The sequence below is a fragment of the Fulvimarina fulva genome (genome assembly GCF_039652615.1).
GTDB lineage: Bacteria > Pseudomonadota > Alphaproteobacteria > Rhizobiales > Rhizobiaceae > Fulvimarina.
Genome location: NZ_JBDJAC010000001.1, coordinates 160,330 through 176,316, shown reverse-complemented (window position 1 = coordinate 176,316; position 15,987 = coordinate 160,330). Strand labels below are relative to the sequence as shown.

Below are 15,987 nucleotides of genomic sequence, written 5' to 3'. Positions count from 1 at the left end.
CGGGAAGCTTCGCCTCCCCGCCGGCGTGCAGCAACCCCCATATACGGGATGTATCAGGCGTCTTTGGGCTCTCTCGTCGGATCAGGGCGCAGCCAAACGGCCGTGTCGTGAAACGCCGCGCCACCATAAGGCGCGACCGGATCAGCGCCGGTGAGGACATTGATGCCCTCGCCTTCGAGAAAATCGGAATTCGCCCAGAGGCCCTCGTGAATCAGGACGCCGGGCTTCGCGCTATCGGTGACCCTGACCGGCAGACGGACCGTGCCGCGCGCGTTCCCGATCTTAACGATCGCCCCATCCGGCAGCTTCTCGCGCGCCGCATCCTCCGGATGAAGCATCAGCACAGGCCCGCCCTCCCGCGAGCGCGAGCCCTTCGTCTCGGCGAAGGAGGAATTGAGAAACTGGCGTGCAGGCGACGTCGCGAGCTTATAAGGGTGCACGGCGTCAGGTGCCTCGACGATCTCCACATGATCGGGAAAGGCTGGAAGCTCTCCGGCGGGCCCCAATACCCCGATCGAGGACGGCGGACGGTTCGGCGCGGGCGTGCCGGTCCAATCCGGCTTGAAGCGAAATTTCCCGTCCGCGTGGCCGAAGCCGTTCAGGAAATGCGCGTCCTCGAACGGAACGGACTTGTCGACCCACTTTTCCTCGGAAAGCTCGGAAAAATCGCGCTCTAATCCTGACCGCACAAGAAGGTCGTCGATCAGGTCGCGCTCGCTCAAGCCAAAGCCGGGCCGATCGGACACGCCAAGGCGCTTTGCCAGTTCTTCCACGACGAAGTGATTGGTCCGCACCGTTTGAGGCGGCTCGGTGATTTTTGGCCCGAGAACGATATGGCTCTGCCCCCCGCCCCGATAGATGTCGTCATGCTCGAGGAACATCGTCGCGGGAATGACGAGATCGGCGAGCTTCGCCGTATCGGTCATGAACTGTTCGTGGACCGCCAGGAACAGATCCTCGCGCTTCAGGCCCGCGACAACCTTACTCTGGTCGGGGCACACATTGGCCGGATTGGTGTTCTGGACGAGCATCGCCGTCACCGGCGGACCGCCGAACAGTGCATCCGCCCCACCGGCGAGCACGGCCCCGAGGCGGCTCTGGTCAAGATGGCGCACGTCAGAATCTCTCGCCGCCTCGCCCGTGATCAGCCCCTGGTCGATGCCGAAGATGCCGCTGTTGGAATGGAACGCGCCGCCGCCCTCATATTGCCAGTGTCCGTAGACGGTCGGCACAGAAAGGGCTGCATGCATCGCCGCCGTCCCGTTGCGCTGGCGGGTAAAGCCGTAGCCGAGCCGGAAAAACGTCTTCGGCGTCCGGCCGATGAGCGCGGCGAAATCCTCGATCTCCTGGGCCGATAGCCCCGTGATCGCGGCGGCCCAGTCCGGCCCGCGCGACACAAGATGGGCTTCAAGGCCCTCGGGATCGTCGGTGTAACGGGCAAGATAGGCGCGGTCAGCAGTCCCGTCTCGGAAGGCGATATGCATCAGCGCGCAGGCCAGCGCAGCATCAGTGCCGGGCCGCAGTTTGAGGGCGAGATCGGCCTGTTGCATGGTCGCGTTGTCGTAGATATCGATAACGACGATCTTCGCGCCACGCGTCTTTCGCGCCTTTGCGGCATGGGTCATCACATTGACCTGCGTCGCAACCGCATTCGTGCCCCAGATCACGACGCAATCGGATTGCGCGATCTCGCGTGGATCGACGCCGCGCATAGCGCCTGTCCCCATCGCCCAGCCGGTCCAGGCCATATTGGTGCAGATCGTTGAGAACTGATTGGAATAGCGCTTGGCATGGGTCAGGCGCTTGATCCCGTCGCGCTGAACGAGCCCCATGGTTCCGGCATAGAAGTAGGGCCAGATGGTTTCGGCACCATATCGTTGCTCGGCGGCAAGGAACCTCTCTGCGATGAGATCGAGGGCATCGTCCCAGCTGATCTCTCGCCAGTCGCCCTCGCCCTTTTCACCCACGCGCTGCAGCGGCTTCATCAGCCGGTCCGGGTGGTAGAGCCGCTCGGCATAGCGCGCGACCTTGGCGCAGATGACGCCGGCCGTGTAGCTGTTATCGGCGGCACCACGAACGCGCCCGATCCGGCCCGACGGATCGACCTCGATGTCGAGCGCACAGGTAGACGGACAGTCGTGGGGACAGGCGGAATGACCGATGGAGGCGGGAAGCGGCTTGTTCATGCACCCGTTCTAGCACCGCGACCCGAAGCTGCCCAACGGGTTTGGGTGATGGAAGCGATCAATTTCCGCAATGCTCTACGCATCTGCCCGCGTTCGCGATCGACCGGCCTCAAAGCGCAGCCGATCGCGGCGGATTAAGCCGTTCGAAGGAAGGATCAGAAGAAGCCGGCGAGGCCTCCGCCCCCTCCACCACCCAGGAGGATCGCGGCAGGATTGAATCCACCCGATCCTCCTCCGTTTTCAAGGTCGTAGAGTGTGACGAAACGCGTTATGAACCGCGACAGATCTTCAGGGTCCTGAAGGCTCTCGAGATCGATCCGCTTTTCCAGCGTTCGCTTCTGAACTTCGATATCCGCCTGCCCGGACTCGGACGGAAGCCCGACCGCGGTCTGAACCACTTTCAGGAGAGCTGGATCCGCGAGAATATCGTAGGCGTTCTTGATGTCGGCGGCAGAGCGTTTGAAGTACAGCGCGAGACGTGCCCCTTCACTTTCAGCGCCTGCATCTTCTTCGAACTTCTGCCTCAGAAACAGATCGTCGACCTTCATCCGATCGGAAAGGCTCTGGATCGCAGCCGACGGCCGATTGATCCCGCCGAACGTATTGAAGTTGAAGGCCCCGCGAAGCTCGGCCACCCGTCGATCGTCCATCTTGTTCACGACACTCTCCGGATCGTCGAAATCGCTGGTGAGGATGTCGGCGAGTTCCTGCGGGTCCAGTTTGAGATCGCTGAGATCGAAAGCGGCCGTGATATAGTCGACAATTGTCTTGTTGTTCACGAAATCGGAGACCGTCACCACATCGGCCAGTGCACGACGATAGGCGTCCGTCTTCGCGTCCGCATCCTTTTTGTCGGCCTCGCTCGGTTTCTCGCCATAGCTCTCCGTGAAACGGGCGATCGTGTCGGCGAACGGCTTGTCTTCCTGCGCGGTCCGCTTCTGCGCGATCTTTCCGCTTTCATCGAAGTTGAAGGCCGCCGCGAGGGCCACGTATCGTTCATCGCCGGAGCGAACGGCGAACGAGTTCGGATTGCCCGGATCGCTGCGCAGAACATCAACGATCTCACTTCGCGAAACACGCGTCGGGTCGATGCCGAACGCCTTCAACGCGTATTCGTAAACCGAAGGCGTTCGAACGAACTGGGTCACGGTCTGAACATTGGCCATGATCGCCGTGTAGACCGAGGTCGCGGCACGATCAGTGGAGACCGCCCGATCAACATTGCCTTCGAGGTAACCATCGAAAAGCGCGTCTTCCTTGCCTGGAGCGAGAGCGCTTTCTGCGCCCGCCGGCAATGATCCATCGGCCTCGAACTGGAACAGCTGATTGAGCTGCCCGTATTTGATCTTGAGGGCTTTTTCCTCCTCCGTCCCCTCCTTCATCTTGCCCCAGGCGCTGTTCGGGTCTTCGATATCGCTGGTCAAGATCTTCCAGACGAAGGACGAGGATTGAATGCTGGCGTCGATGCCGACGGAATAGAGCGCGACCTCCAGAAGTCGCCGGTCCTGGGTCAGCTCGTCGGCCGTGGAGACTGACGGCATGCGCAGCTTCCAGTAATCGATGTCGTTCAGCGCCGACGACACGCTGGAGACGAGATCCTTCTCTTCATAGAAAAGACGGATGGTTTCGTTCGTCTCGATCGCCGACTGCGCGCCGTTCGCTCCGGCAGTGCCATCCGCCTGGAAGTCGAACATCGACTTCAGAGCAACATAGCGGTCGTCTTCGCTCGTGCGATTCCCGGTCATCAGATCGCGAATGAAGGATTTCGACGCGATGTCCGGATCGAGCCCTGCCGCAGTGAGAGCGGTCTTGAAGACGCTGTCATTTCTGAGGAACTGGTCGATGGTGGAAATGCTATCAATCGACGCACGATAGTCATCGATCTGCTTTTTTACGGCGTTGGCAGCACTGACGCGATGAAGCGAATAGGCTTCCTTCGTCCGATCGGTCTGCGCCATCGACTGGGCCGAGACTTTGGCGGCCGCTTCATTCGACTTGAAGTTGAAGGCTTCGTAGAGCTCCCGGTAGCGGTCGTCGCCAATCTTGTTCACGAGGCTTTTCGGGTCCGCGATGTCGCTTTCCAAAATCTTGCGGATCAGTCCGCGCGACTCGATTTGCTCCTCAAGACCGAACGCGGTCATCGCGTAGGAATAGAGCTGGTAATCGCCCATAAATTCTTTGACGGACGACACCTTGCCGATATTCGCTTTGTAGTACTCGATCTGCCGCTTGTTCGCAGGATCGGCCTCGATCCGATTCATGATCCGCGTCGTATCGCGAGTATAAAGCCGGAAGGTCTCTAGGGTCGACAGCATGGTTCGCTACAAAAGCCTCTCGATGCCTGGGCTGTGGCAACAATCGAGGAGAGACTAGCAAGCGAATCAGACCTCCAGCTTAACGCAATAAGTTTCTATTGATGAAATACGAACGGGCACGCGATTTTTCGCGCACCCGTCCGGTTGGTTCTATCTTTAAAAAGGCCGGCGGTGGATTTACGCCGCCTCGGCCTTCTCGCGCTGCTCATCCGAGAGGAACGGGTAGTCAGTGTAGCCTTCCTCGCCACCACCGTAGAATGTGTCCTTGTCGGGCTCGTTCAGCGGTGCATCGATCTTCAGGCGCTCGACGAGATCGGGGTTCGAGATGAACGGACGACCGAAGCAGACAAGGTCCACCTTGCCGCTGTCGGCGCGTTCGATTGCTGTTTCCCTGTCGTACTGGTTGTTACCCATGAAGACGCCGTCGAATGCCTCGCGCAGCTCGGCGCTCGAAACCTTCTGATTATCACGGTCGTCCCAGATTTTGCCCTCGATCACATGGAGATAGGCAAGCTTGCGGGCGGAGAGTTCACGGACATAGGTCATGAACAGCGTCTTCGGATCGCTTTCCGACACATCGTTCGCACCGCTTTCCGGCGAGATGCGAATGCCGACGCGATCGGCGCCCCACACCTTTACGACGGCGTCGACCACCTCGAGCGGGAAACGCATCCGATTCTCGACCGATCCGCCATACTGGTCCTCGCGCTTGTTGGTCCCGTCTTGCAGGAACTGGTCGAGGAGATAGCCATTCGCCGAATGCACCTCGACGCCGTCGAAACCGGCGTTTTTCGCGTTCTCCGCCGCCTTCACATAATCGGCGACGACGCGCGGCAGCTCGTCTGTTTCAAGCGCCCGCGGGGTCGGGATGTCCTTGAAGCCATCTTCGGTAAAGGCCTGCTGGTCCGGCTTGATTGCCGAGGCCGAGACAGGAAGCTTACCGTCATGCTGGAGGTCCGGATGAGAAATCCGGCCTACATGCCAGAGCTGAAGGAAGATCTTGCCGCCCTTCGCATGAACCTCGTCGGTCACCTTTTTCCAACCGGCGACCTGCTGGTCGGAGTAGATCCCCGGCGTCCAGGCATAACCCTTGCCTTCGTTCGTGATCTGCGTCGCTTCCGCGATGATCAGGCCGGCAGATGCGCGCTGGCCATAATAGGTGGCATGCATGTCCACCGGGCTGTCGCCCTCTCCCGCACGCGAGCGGGTCAGCGGCGCCATGACGATCCGGTTGGCGAGATGGTTCGGACCGAGATCGAACGAGTCGAAAAGCTTGGAATTTGTCATTGGATATCTCCACTGAAGCATCGTGCAGCTGAAGAATTGTGCAGCGCACTGTTCATTTGCTTGAGATGTGGGCCGCCAAGCGATCTATGCCAGGGCTTGAACGCAGCGTAGCCAAACGTGCAAAAGCGGGAACCTTTCGTTCCGTGGGTTTCAACCCATCCAGATCTGCAAGCCGGAGTCCGCTTTGAACTACCGCCACGCCTTTCACGCCGGAAATTTCGCGGATGTCGTGAAACATGCGCTGCTGACCCGGTTGATCGCCTATCTGAAGCGCAAGGAGAAACCGTTCCGGGTGTTCGATACCCATGCGGGCCGGGGCCGCTACGATCTCAATTCCAGCGAGGCGGCGCGCACGGGCGAGGCGCAGGCGGGGATCCTCAGGATCGCGGCTAATGAAGAGCTCAGACGCGAACCTCTGCTCGCCGACTATTTCGAGGCGATCGACACGGATCTGGAGGCTGGCTTCTATCCCGGCTCGCCGCTGATCGCGCGGCACTGCCTGCGCGGGGTCGACCGGCTTTCCGCCTACGAGCTTCATCCCGAGGATAGCACCGCGCTCCGCGAGCTCTTCGCCGGCGATGTCCAGGTCAAAGCGATCGAACTTGATGGCTGGCTCGCTCTCGGCGCCCATCTGCCACCGAAGGAAAAGCGCGGGCTCGTTCTCATCGATCCGCCTTTCGAGAAGACGAGTGAGGTGGACGATATTCTTGCCGGACTGGAAAAGGCCCTCACCCGCTGGCGCGGCGGCACCTATGCCGTCTGGTATCCGATCAAGCGCAGGGCGCTCGTCGACAAGCTTCTTTCAGGAATAGCCGCCCTTGCGCCAGATGAAGCATTAGCGGTCGAGGCGAGAATCGCCGCAGAGAATGCCGAAAGCGAGCAATTTCTGGGAACAGGTCTTGCCGTCATCAACCCGCCATTCGTCTTTGCAGGGGAAGCGCGAACGATCGTCGAGCGTCTCTTGCCAGCGCTGGAGAGAGACGGATCGGCAACAGCGCGAGTTTTTACGCTGAAGTGAGCCGGCTCAAGGCCGCATGCACACCATCACGCGTGCTATCGTCTTCATAAGATTGCGGATCAGAGAATGGACGGACCGATGCGTCAGATCACCACCGGATTTCTTGCAGCAGCGATGGCTCTGAGCGCGATGGCCGGCAGCGCAAGCGCTGCTGATCTTCAGATGGCGCCGCAGCAGCGAGTAGAATCGCTCGTGCCCCAATGCGACAATCCCGAGGTTCTCGCGGAGGTCGAGGATCAGTTTGAATATGGCGCGCCGCGCGTGCTGGAAGCCAAACTTGAAATCCTCGAATTCTCGAACATGCACGAGAAGGCCTATGCGCCGCAGATCCTGACCGATGAGATCCCCTCGCCGCAGCCGATCGAGCGCCGCTGGTGCCAGGGCACGGCTTTGATCTCGGATCACCAGCGCCGCACGATTTACTATATCATCGAGTATCCAATGGGTTATGCGGCGGCCGGTGGATGGCTCGGCATGTTTTCGCCGGTCAAGGCCTGGCGCGCAGAAGGCTGCGTCCTCGGTCTCGACGAATGGCATGTCTATGGCGCGAACTGCCAGTCGCTGCGCCGTTTCCCGCCGGAAGCTCGCACCGGATACGGCTACGTTTCGAAATAGACCGAACCGGTTTCGCGACTTTACGCATCGGCCCTGCTTCCTATTCTCCCTCGCCAGCGGACGATGGCGAGAGGATTGTCGTCGCTTGCTTCACGCGAATGGAACATGCGCCGGCGACGATCCGGCATGAAGGAGATCGAACATGCGGCTCTTGGGTGCACCCGCTTCGCCATTTGTTGCCAAGGTCCGGATGGCCGGCGTCGTCGCCGGCATCGAACTCGACATGGAAACGGTCGACTTCGTCGGTAATTCGGATCTTCTCAACACCGCCAATCCGCTCGGCAAGATCCCGGCCCTGATTCTCGAAAATGGCGATGCCGTCTTCGACAGTTCGGTGATCTGCGAGGTCCTCGACCGGATGAGCGGCAACCAGCTGATCCCGCAAACGGTCGAGGATTTTCGCAAGATCAGAACTTACGATGCCGCCGTGACGGGCGTGACCGATGCGCTGGCTCTGTGCATTTACGAGGTCCGCTACAGGCCCGAGGACAAGAGGCATCCCGGCTGGACAGACCGCCAGATGGCCAAGGCCGATCGCGGGCTGACATGGCTCGAAGACCATCTGGACGATCTTGGCGACGATGTCGGCCTGGGCCACTGCGCGCTTGGCGCGCTCCTGAGCTGGATGGATCTTCGCTTCGAGGGGAAGGTTGCGAAACAGGCGCCCAAACTCACCGCCTGGGCCGATCGGGTCTTCGAAGACCATCCCGAGATTGCAGCCAAGAAGCCGCATCTGCCGCAAGGCTGAACAGACGCCTCTGATCACATGATAAAGCCGCCCGGCTGCTTGAGCCGGGCGGCGTATTACCGGCCGCGCGTGCTACCGGCGGATCTTCAAACCCGCGCTTTCCGTTGTCCGTTGACGTTCCGCCGCTCAGATGAGTCGCTCTCGGAGTCACGTCCCGTCCGACAAGCGGCTCATCCGACACCGTTTCATCCCATCACAACATAGAATTTCAAAGATGCGTCTCTGCCGCGCTGGGCGTTCTTCGTCTTCGGCTATTTTCTGTTTTTCTTCATGTCCTGGCTGCCAGGATATCTGGAACAGACTTTCAAACTCTCGATCACCAGCGTCGGATGGTTCTCCGTCGCCCCTTGGCTTGCCGCTGCCACTATTCTGCTGTTTCTCAGCAATCTGTCGGACAGGCTGCTGCGTCGCACCGGCAAGCTCCGCATCGCACGAAGCTATCTGATCGCGGCAACGCAAGCTCTTGCTGCGCTCGTGATCCTGCCCGTCGCCTTCACCGACAATCTCACGCTTGCGCTGATCCTGATCTCCATCGCCGTGGCTTCGTCCATGGGCGCAAACGCCGCATTCTACGCCGTCAATATCGATGTCGCCCGCGACCGATCCGCCACCGCGCTCGGCATCATGGACTTCGGCTTCGCCATCTCCGGCTTCCTGGCGCCTGCCCTCACGGGCTGGATCGTGGGACAACCGGCGGTTTCGCCGAAGCGTTCATGCTGATGTCAGGCCTTGCGGCATCCTCCGTGATCGTAACACTCATCTTTCACCGCCCTGACACGGCATAGGTCGTACGAAGACCACCCCCCGCCCGGCTTCGAGCGCGGGCAGAAGGCGACGAGGGGCGTAACACGGCATCCGCCGATCTTATCGCCTTTCGCTCTTCTGCATCACATCAAGAACGATCTCAGCCGCCGCTTCGCCCGGCGCTCGCTCGATCGTCATCTTCTCGCGGATGTCCCTGAAGCCCTCGATCTGCGCCCGGCGCTCCGGTGTATCGGTGAGAAGGCGTTCCATCCGGCGCGCCAGATGTTCGGGCCTGACGATCTCATGGAAATGCTCAGGAACGAGCGGATGGCCGGCGATGAAGTTCGGCAGGGCCGCCGTCCACGCCGTGATCAGATGGCGAAAACGGTAGCCGATCGGATCGAGGCGATAGGCGAGCGCCATCGGGATACCGGCAAGCGCCAGCTCAAGTGACACCGTACCGGATGCCGCGAGCGCAGCATCTGCCGAGGCGAAGGCAGCCCACCGCTCGTCATGCCCCGTCACGATCCGCGGCTGGTGTTTCCACATGGAGACATCGGCCTCTATCCGCGCCCGGTGGCGCGGCAGCGTCGGGATCACGGCTTCGATTCCGGGCAGCATCTCGTTCAGCCGCTGGAATGTCATGCCGAAATCATCGAGCAAGCGGTCGATTTCCCCCCGGCGCGATCCCGGCAGAATCACAAGGCGCGGCGGATCATTGACTGGCCGCGTCCCAAGCGGCGCTTCGAGGAGAGGCGCGAGGCGCGGTTCCTTCAGAAACGGATGGCCAACATAGGTCGCCGGCGGGCCGTTCAGCCGCGAATAGAAATCAGGCTCGAACGGAAAGCTGCAGATCGCGTGGTCGATATAGGCCCGCATCTTCTCCGCGCGCTCTTCGCGCCATGCCCAGACCGTCGGCGGGATATAATTGATGATGGGGATATGCGGCTTTGCCTTGCGCAACCGCTTGGCAATGCGGTGGGAAAAGGTCGGGCTGTCGATGACGACGAGCGCGTCCGGCTCCCACTCGATGACGGCCTTCGCGGTTTGAGAGACACGGCGCATCAATTGCGGCAGCCTCGATACGATGGCGCCGACGCCGATAATCGAAAGCTCGTCTATATCGAAGAGGCTCTTCAGCCCCTCCGCCTCCATCGCCTCGCCGCCGAGCCCGAAGATCTCGAGTTCATCGTCAAGCTTGGCCCGGAGATGAGTGATGAGATCGGCACCGATCCGGTCGCCCGAGGGCTCGCCAACGATGAAAGCGATCTTCGTCATACTGGCTCCGCCCCGTTCGTCAGTCCCTTGATCGCAAGTCCTGCCGCGTTTGCCCGATCGACGACGTCATCGAAACCGAGGATGAGGCTTTCTCCGGCAGACACCCCGATCGCGGTAATGCCGGAGGCCTCGGCTTCGTCGATCGTCTGGACGCCGATGCTCGGCAAATCGAATCGTCGATCCTGACCCGGCTTCACGGCTTTGACGAGGGCGAGACGTTCGCCGCGCCCGATCTTTCGAGCGGCACGATACTCGGCGACCCTACGCATCATGGCACGCGTTCCCTCGATCCCCTCCATCGCGATGATCCGCTCATTGGAGGCGATCACCGCTTGCCCTGCATCGAGGAGCCCAAGTGCCGTCGCCGCGCGGTGGGCCAGCGACAGGGCCGCCTCCTCCGCCATCGTCGGCGCCCGGGCCGTCACGACGCCTTCCGGCGCGAGCAGTTCGGGCGCGATCGCCTGAACCGGCAACAGATCGAAACCTTCGCTTTCGAGATAACGCGAGAGATTGCGGAGCAGCCGGTCGTCTCCGCCCCTCACGATCCGGAAGGCACGCGGCAGGCGCTTCAGCGTCTTGAGCGACGGAATGACGGAGCGGAAATCCGGCCGGCTCGAAATCGTCCCGCAAAAGACCAGCTTGCGCACGCCTTCCGCCTTCAGCCATTCGATCGCATCGCCCGTTCTCCCCCATGCAAAAGCGCGGGACCGCCCCTTGATGGACGCATTCGTCAAACCATCGGAAAACAGTGCGAAGACCGGTTCCATCCCCTTCTCGGCCGCGGCATTGGCGACGATCATGGGCAGACCGCCGCCGCCCGCCACAATTCCAAGACGCTCGCGGCCCTCTGCCATGATCCCGTCAGGCACCAGGCGCGTGGCGTGGCGTACAAAGCGAGCGGTCTCCGCCTGAACGGATGAAGCCGAGGAGATCGTTGACCAGCGGGTCTTCCGGGAATTCCATCGTCACTTCGTCGAAATTCTCCTTGAAGGTCTGATCGAAGGAGAACAGCATTCGATAGGCGCGCCGGACATTGCGGACCGCCTCCCGGTTGAAGCCTGCGCGCTTCATGCCGATGACGTTGAGCCCCGAGAGGTAAGCCCGGTTTCCAAGCACCATGCCGAACGGAATTACGTCGCCCTCTACGGCGGCCAATCCGCCGACATAGGCGTGATGGCCGACCCGCGTGAACTGATGGATGCCAGATCCGCCGGCAACGGTCGCGAAGTCGCCCACGGTGCAATGGCCGGCCAGCATCACATTGTTGATCAGCGTCACGTTGTTCCCGACGACGCAGTCATGCGCCACATGCGAGCCGGTGAAGAACGAACAGTTGTCGCCGATCCGGGTTTCCGAATGGCCCTGGATCGTGCCCGGATTCATGGTCACATGTTCGCGGATCAGGGCATTCTTGCCGATGATCAGCCTCGTGTCCTCGCCGCGATATTTCAAATGCTGCGGCGCGTGTCCGATCGAAGCGAAGGGCCAGATCTGCGCGTTTTCGCCGATGTCCGTATTGCCCCAGAGAATGACATGGGATCGCAGGCGCGAGCCTGCGCCGAGCTTCACCTGAGGTCCGATGTGGCAGAATGGACCAATCTCGCAGCCCGGTCCGATCTCGGCCCCGTCCTCGACGACGGAGGTTGGGTGAATGGATGTTTCGGACAACTGACTGAGCTCGGTCATGCGACCTCTTCGTGGGGTACGAGCATCGCGCTGACGGTCGCCTCGGCAACCTTCGCGTCGTCGACCTTTGCGATGCAATCGAACTTCCAGATATTGCCGCGCTTCTTCGACTGGACGACGTGGTATTCAAGCCGGTCGCCGGGAACCACCGGCTTGCGGAACTTTGCGTTGTCGATCGTCATGAAATAGACGACCGCCGGCTTTGACTCGCCCTTGCTCATGGTGCAGATCGCGCCCGCCGTCTGGGCCATACCCTCGATGATCAGAACGCCCGGCATCACCGGATTGCCCGGAAAATGCCCCATGAAGTGCGGCTCGTTCGCCGTCACGTTCTTGACCCCGATCGCCGAGCGATCGCTGTCGATTTCGATGATCCGGTCGACCATCAAGAAAGGGTAGCGGTGCGGCAGCACCTCCATGATTTTCAGGATATCGGCGCTTTCGAGCACCTTGGGCGCGTCACTCATCTTTGTTTCCTGCGGATCGTCTCTTCTTTGCCAACTCCGTGACCGTCATGATTTCACGGAACCATTCCTTGACCGGTTTCGCTGGAACGCCGCCCCATCGCGCGTTCGGCGGAACGTCGCCCTGCACCGTCGATACTCCGGCGATCTGGGCACCGCGCCCGACCGTCACGTGACCGTTGACCCCGGACTGGCCGCCGATCATCACGCCGTCTTCCAGCGTGCAGCTGCCGGAAAGACCAACCTGTCCGACGATGACGCAATGACGCCCGATGACGACATTGTGGGCGACCTGAACCTGATTATCGATCTTCGTCCCTTCGCCGATGACGGTGTCGCGGATGGCGCCGCGATCAATCGTCGTGTTCGACCCGATCTCCACATCGTCCTGGATGACGACGCGACCAATCTGAACGGTCTTTTTCAGCCCACTCGCACCAGCCACATAGCCGAAGCCATCCTGCCCGGTTTGAACGCCCGGATGCAGGATGACCCGATTTCCGATCAGGGTGTGAGACAGGGTTATGTTCGAGCCGATGCGGCAGTCGCGACCGATCCGGCATCCGGCGGCCACGACCGTATTCGCGCCGATAATGGTCCCGGACCCGATCTCGGCATGGGGACCGATCACCGCGAAGGGCTCGACGATGACGCCGGCCTCGAGCCGCGCGGTTTCATGGATCGAGGCGCGCTCGGAGATACCGGTTTCGCCGGAAGCTGCCTGAGGAGAAAGGGCCGCCGGAAACAGGATACATCCGATACTTGCGAAAGCCTGATCGGCTCGTTTCGTGACGAGTGCGGCCGTTCCCTCAGGAACGCTTCTCGACCCGTAGCGCGCCGATAGGATGACGCATCCGGCCCGCGTCTGCTGCAGATCCTCGGCATATCGCACGTTGTCGAAGAAGGAGATGTCTTCCGGTCCGGCTTCGTCCAGCGAGGCAATACCAGTTATGCGCCGATCCCAATCGGGCGCATTGCGAATCTCGGCACCGAGAGACTCGGCGATTTCGGCGATCGTCTTTCCGTCGCCGCGTGGGAAGAACTCGGCTGGGGCCATAATGCCTTCCCGACCTCAATCATCTGTTTCCACCAAACAAGAGCGACCGCTTCGCAAAGCGAAACGGCCGCGCCCGCATGATGTGTCCTTAACGCTTTAGAAGCGCGAGGAGAAGCCGAAGGAGAATTCTTCGGTCTCGTCAAAATCTTCCTTGGCGAGCGGTTCTGCATAGTTCACACGCAGCGGTCCGAACGGGGAGTCCCAGATCAGGCCAACACCGACCGATGCGCGAAGTGACGCATCGGTGCCGACGACACCGGCGTAGTTTTCGAACTGGCTGCCCCAGAGCGTACCGGCATCCGCGAAGACCGCACCGCGGAAACCGAGATCGCGCGACACGAGCGGCAGCGGGAACGTCGTCTCTGCCTGGGCACCGGCATACTGAGTGCCACCGATCGCGACGCCGTTCTGGCGCGGACCAAGCCCCTTCGATTCGAAACCGCGAACAAGGTCCTTGCCCTTGAAGAAGTTGTCGAAGACGCGAAGCTCGTCGCCGTTGATCGTGGTGACATGGCCACCGGTCGCCGACAGCGAGCCGATCAGGTCGTATTCTTCGCTGATCAACGTAAAGGCGCTCGCCTTGGCGGTCGTCTTCAGGAATTCCGCATCGCCACCAAGCCCCGCATATTCCTGGCCAGCCTGGACGAAGAAGCCCTCGCGTGGCTGCTGGGCATTGTCGAGCGTGTTGTAGACGAGCGAGTAGGACACCGACGACGTCGAATAGGGGCTGTCGCAGATCGCCTCATTGATGATCGGCGAATTCGTGAAGTTTGGTGCCCGTGCGACGCCGGCGTTCGTGTCGAGAACATTTGCGTTGAATGTGTTCGTGTAAGCGGCCGGGTTCGGATCGCCGCAGGTGCTGCGGATTGGATTGCCGCTTGCGTCCACGAAGCGCTGGCCATTGTCCGGACGGAAGAGATCGAGACCGATCTCGTCGCCGAATTCTTCCTGCTTGTAATTGTAAGCGACCTGAGCCGTGAGGTTCTCGGTGATTGGCGCCGCGACGCGGATATCGCCACCCGTGCGGGTTGTGTCGTAATCGCCCGCCGTCGATTCGGAGCGATAGATGTCGAAGCCGACCGCAAGCCGCTGTCCGAGGAAATAGGGCTCGGTGAAGGACAGGTTGTAGTTCCGGGAGTCGGCGCCGAAGCCTGCCGAGACCTTGATGAACTGGCCACGCCCGAGGAAGTTGCGCTCGGTCACGCCAATCTCGGCCACCGGGCCCTCGCTGTCGCCGCCGGTCGTATAACCACCACCGATCGACAACTCGCCCGTGGGCTTCTCGACGACGTCGATGATGACGATCACGCGGTCCGGCTCGGCACCGGGAGCGGTCGAGACCTTGACCGACTCGAAGTAGCCGAGATCTTCCAGCCGCTGCTTGGCGCGCTGGATCAGGACCTGATTGAAAGCGTCACCTTCCGACACATCGAACTCGCGGCGGATAACGTAATCGCGCGTTTTCTCGTTGCCGCGAATTTCGAGACGCTCGACATAGGCGCGCGGGCCCTGGTCGATCACGTAATTGACGCCGATCGTGCGGCTGGCGAAATCACGGTCGCCGCGCGGGGTTACCTGAGCGAAGGCAAAGCCGGAACCGGCGAGCCGATCGGTCAGATTGACGATGGATTCCTCGACATCCTCGGCGCTGTAAACATCGCCGGGAGAGGTTTCGAGTTCACTATAGAGCGCCTCGGAATCGACCTCGGGGATCGTCGAATCAATCGTGACATTGCCGAAGGTGTAGCGCTCGCCCTCATCCACCGTGAAAGTAATGAAATAGGAATTGCTCTCCTGATCGAGCTGGGCATTGGAAGAGATGATGCGGAAATCGGCGAAACCACGATTATAGTAGAAGCGGCGAAGCTTCTCCTCGTCGGAGCGCAAACCATCCTCGGAATAGACATCGTTCCGCTGGAGCCAGCTCAGGATGCCGCTTTCGCGCAGGGCGATGACCTGCTTCAGGCGCGAGTCGCCGTAGAAATTGTTGCCGACGAAGTTGATCTGGGAGACCGTCGTGCGGTCACCTTCCTGCATCGTATAGATGACGTTGACGCGGCCCTGGCCGAGCCGCTGCACCTGCGCGTTCACCAGAGCGTCGCCGCGACCGATATTGGCATAGGCCTCGCGAATGCGCTCCACGTCGGCATCGACCTGGCTCTGAGAGAAGGCGCCGCTCGGGCTCGTCCTGACCAGAGACGTCAGCTGCTCGTCCTTGAGCTTGGAATTGCCCTGGAAGAGTACCTGATTGACGACGGCGTTCTCGGAGACTTCGATAACCAGCGTGCCGCCAGACTGGCTGACGCGTACATCGGAGAACATTCCGGTCGAGAACAGCCGCTGGACGATCGCATCCTGATCGGCCTCGGTCACGTTCGTGCCCGTCCTGATCTGGCTGAAGCTCCGGATCGTGGAGTCTTCTACCCGAGAATTGCCGCGCACATCGATTCGGTTCACGACGGCAGCTTCGGCGAGACTGATCGAAGCCGCCTGTAAGCCGACAACGGCGAACGCCAGAGCTGCCGTCGAACATGCAGCCGAGAGCGAAGCTCGCAGTTTGTTTTGTCCAGCCTTCATCGACTCACACAC

General features: G+C 60.9%; 13 protein-coding genes. 4 read left to right on the top strand and 9 right to left on the bottom strand.

The annotated features are described in order from the left end of the window. Positions 1-53: 53 nt before the first annotated feature. From ABDX79_RS00765 to ABDX79_RS00755, 3 genes are all read right to left on the bottom strand, one after another. Positions 54-2,186 carry a molybdopterin oxidoreductase family protein gene (locus ABDX79_RS00765; protein ID WP_346218351.1) on the bottom strand — a complete coding sequence of 711 codons (2,133 nt, stop codon included), beginning with the start codon at positions 2,184-2,186 and terminating at the stop codon, positions 54-56. A 155-nt stretch (positions 2,187-2,341) separates the two neighbouring features. Continuing rightward, positions 2,342-4,501, bottom strand: coding sequence for a DUF1217 domain-containing protein (locus tag ABDX79_RS00760; RefSeq protein WP_346218350.1), 2,160 nt, complete (start codon positions 4,499-4,501; stop codon positions 2,342-2,344). A gap of 177 nt (positions 4,502-4,678) precedes the next feature. After that, positions 4,679-5,788, bottom strand: coding sequence for an alkene reductase (locus ABDX79_RS00755; RefSeq protein WP_346218349.1), 1,110 nt, complete (start codon positions 5,786-5,788; stop codon positions 4,679-4,681). Between the two features lie 184 nt (positions 5,789-5,972). Here ABDX79_RS00755 and ABDX79_RS00750 point away from each other — a divergent pair, with 184 nt between their 5' ends. The 4 genes from ABDX79_RS00750 (at position 5,973) to ABDX79_RS00735 (ending at position 8,889) form a co-directional block, all read left to right on the top strand. Beyond that, positions 5,973-6,806, top strand: coding sequence for a 23S rRNA (adenine(2030)-N(6))-methyltransferase RlmJ (locus tag ABDX79_RS00750; RefSeq protein ID WP_346218348.1), 834 nt, complete (start codon positions 5,973-5,975; stop codon positions 6,804-6,806). 78 nt (positions 6,807-6,884) lie between these two features. Continuing rightward, positions 6,885-7,421, top strand: a complete 537-nt coding sequence (locus tag ABDX79_RS00745; RefSeq protein ID WP_346218347.1) for a hypothetical protein — start codon at positions 6,885-6,887, stop codon at positions 7,419-7,421. A gap of 142 nt (positions 7,422-7,563) precedes the next feature. Continuing rightward, a complete protein-coding gene (locus ABDX79_RS00740) occupies positions 7,564-8,169 on the top strand; it encodes a glutathione S-transferase family protein (protein WP_346218346.1) in 606 nt (201 codons plus the stop codon). 222 nt (positions 8,170-8,391) lie between these two features. Next, a complete protein-coding gene (locus tag ABDX79_RS00735; protein ID WP_346218870.1) occupies positions 8,392-8,889 on the top strand; it encodes an MFS transporter in 498 nt (165 codons plus the stop codon). Between the two features lie 144 nt (positions 8,890-9,033). On the opposite strand, the gene lpxB is transcribed toward ABDX79_RS00735, so the two are convergent. From lpxB to bamA, 6 genes are all read right to left on the bottom strand, one after another. Then, positions 9,034-10,191, bottom strand: coding sequence for a lipid-A-disaccharide synthase (lpxB, locus tag ABDX79_RS00730; protein ID WP_346218345.1), 1,158 nt, complete (start codon positions 10,189-10,191; stop codon positions 9,034-9,036). Beyond that, positions 10,188-11,045, bottom strand: a complete 858-nt coding sequence (locus ABDX79_RS00725; RefSeq protein WP_346218344.1) for an LpxI family protein — start codon at positions 11,043-11,045, stop codon at positions 10,188-10,190. Before ABDX79_RS00725 ends, lpxB begins: the two co-directional genes overlap by 4 nt. A 7-nt stretch (positions 11,046-11,052) precedes the next feature. Next, the gene (gene lpxA, locus ABDX79_RS00720) at positions 11,053-11,877 is read right to left on the bottom strand and encodes an acyl-ACP--UDP-N-acetylglucosamine O-acyltransferase (RefSeq protein WP_346218343.1); all 825 of its coding nucleotides are present in this window, start codon (positions 11,875-11,877) and stop codon (positions 11,053-11,055) included. Then, positions 11,874-12,344 (bottom strand): 3-hydroxyacyl-ACP dehydratase FabZ, encoded by a 471-nt coding sequence (fabZ, locus tag ABDX79_RS00715; protein ID WP_346218342.1) that lies wholly within the window; start codon positions 12,342-12,344, stop codon positions 11,874-11,876. Before fabZ ends, lpxA begins: the two co-directional genes overlap by 4 nt. Beyond that, complete coding sequence (lpxD, locus tag ABDX79_RS00710) at positions 12,337-13,398, bottom strand: UDP-3-O-(3-hydroxymyristoyl)glucosamine N-acyltransferase (RefSeq protein WP_346218341.1); 1,062 nt, start codon at positions 13,396-13,398, stop codon at positions 12,337-12,339. Before lpxD ends, fabZ begins: the two co-directional genes overlap by 8 nt. 96 nt (positions 13,399-13,494) lie before the next feature. Then, positions 13,495-15,975, bottom strand: a complete 2,481-nt coding sequence (gene bamA, locus ABDX79_RS00705; RefSeq protein WP_463671089.1) for an outer membrane protein assembly factor BamA — start codon at positions 15,973-15,975, stop codon at positions 13,495-13,497. Between the last annotated feature and the right edge of the window lie 12 nt (positions 15,976-15,987).

Coding starts and splice junctions, on each gene's coding strand:
- ABDX79_RS00765 (WP_346218351.1), bottom strand. CDS start 2,186: ATGAACAAGCCGCTTCCCGCCTCCATCGGTCATTCCGCCTGTCCCCAC.
- ABDX79_RS00760 (WP_346218350.1), bottom strand. CDS start 4,501: ATGCTGTCGACCCTAGAGACCTTCCGGCTTTATACTCGCGATACGACG.
- ABDX79_RS00755 (WP_346218349.1), bottom strand. CDS start 5,788: ATGACAAATTCCAAGCTTTTCGACTCGTTCGATCTCGGTCCGAACCAT.
- ABDX79_RS00745 (WP_346218347.1), top strand. CDS start 6,885: ATGCGTCAGATCACCACCGGATTTCTTGCAGCAGCGATGGCTCTGAGC.
- ABDX79_RS00740 (WP_346218346.1), top strand. CDS start 7,564: ATGCGGCTCTTGGGTGCACCCGCTTCGCCATTTGTTGCCAAGGTCCGG.
- lpxB (WP_346218345.1), bottom strand. CDS start 10,191: ATGACGAAGATCGCTTTCATCGTTGGCGAGCCCTCGGGCGACCGGATC.
- ABDX79_RS00725 (WP_346218344.1), bottom strand. CDS start 11,045: ATGGCAGAGGGCCGCGAGCGTCTTGGAATTGTGGCGGGCGGCGGCGGT.
- lpxA (WP_346218343.1), bottom strand. CDS start 11,877: ATGACCGAGCTCAGTCAGTTGTCCGAAACATCCATTCACCCAACCTCC.
- fabZ (WP_346218342.1), bottom strand. CDS start 12,344: ATGAGTGACGCGCCCAAGGTGCTCGAAAGCGCCGATATCCTGAAAATC.
- lpxD (WP_346218341.1), bottom strand. CDS start 13,398: ATGGCCCCAGCCGAGTTCTTCCCACGCGGCGACGGAAAGACGATCGCC.
- bamA (WP_463671089.1), bottom strand. CDS start 15,975: ATGAAGGCTGGACAAAACAAACTGCGAGCTTCGCTCTCGGCTGCATGT.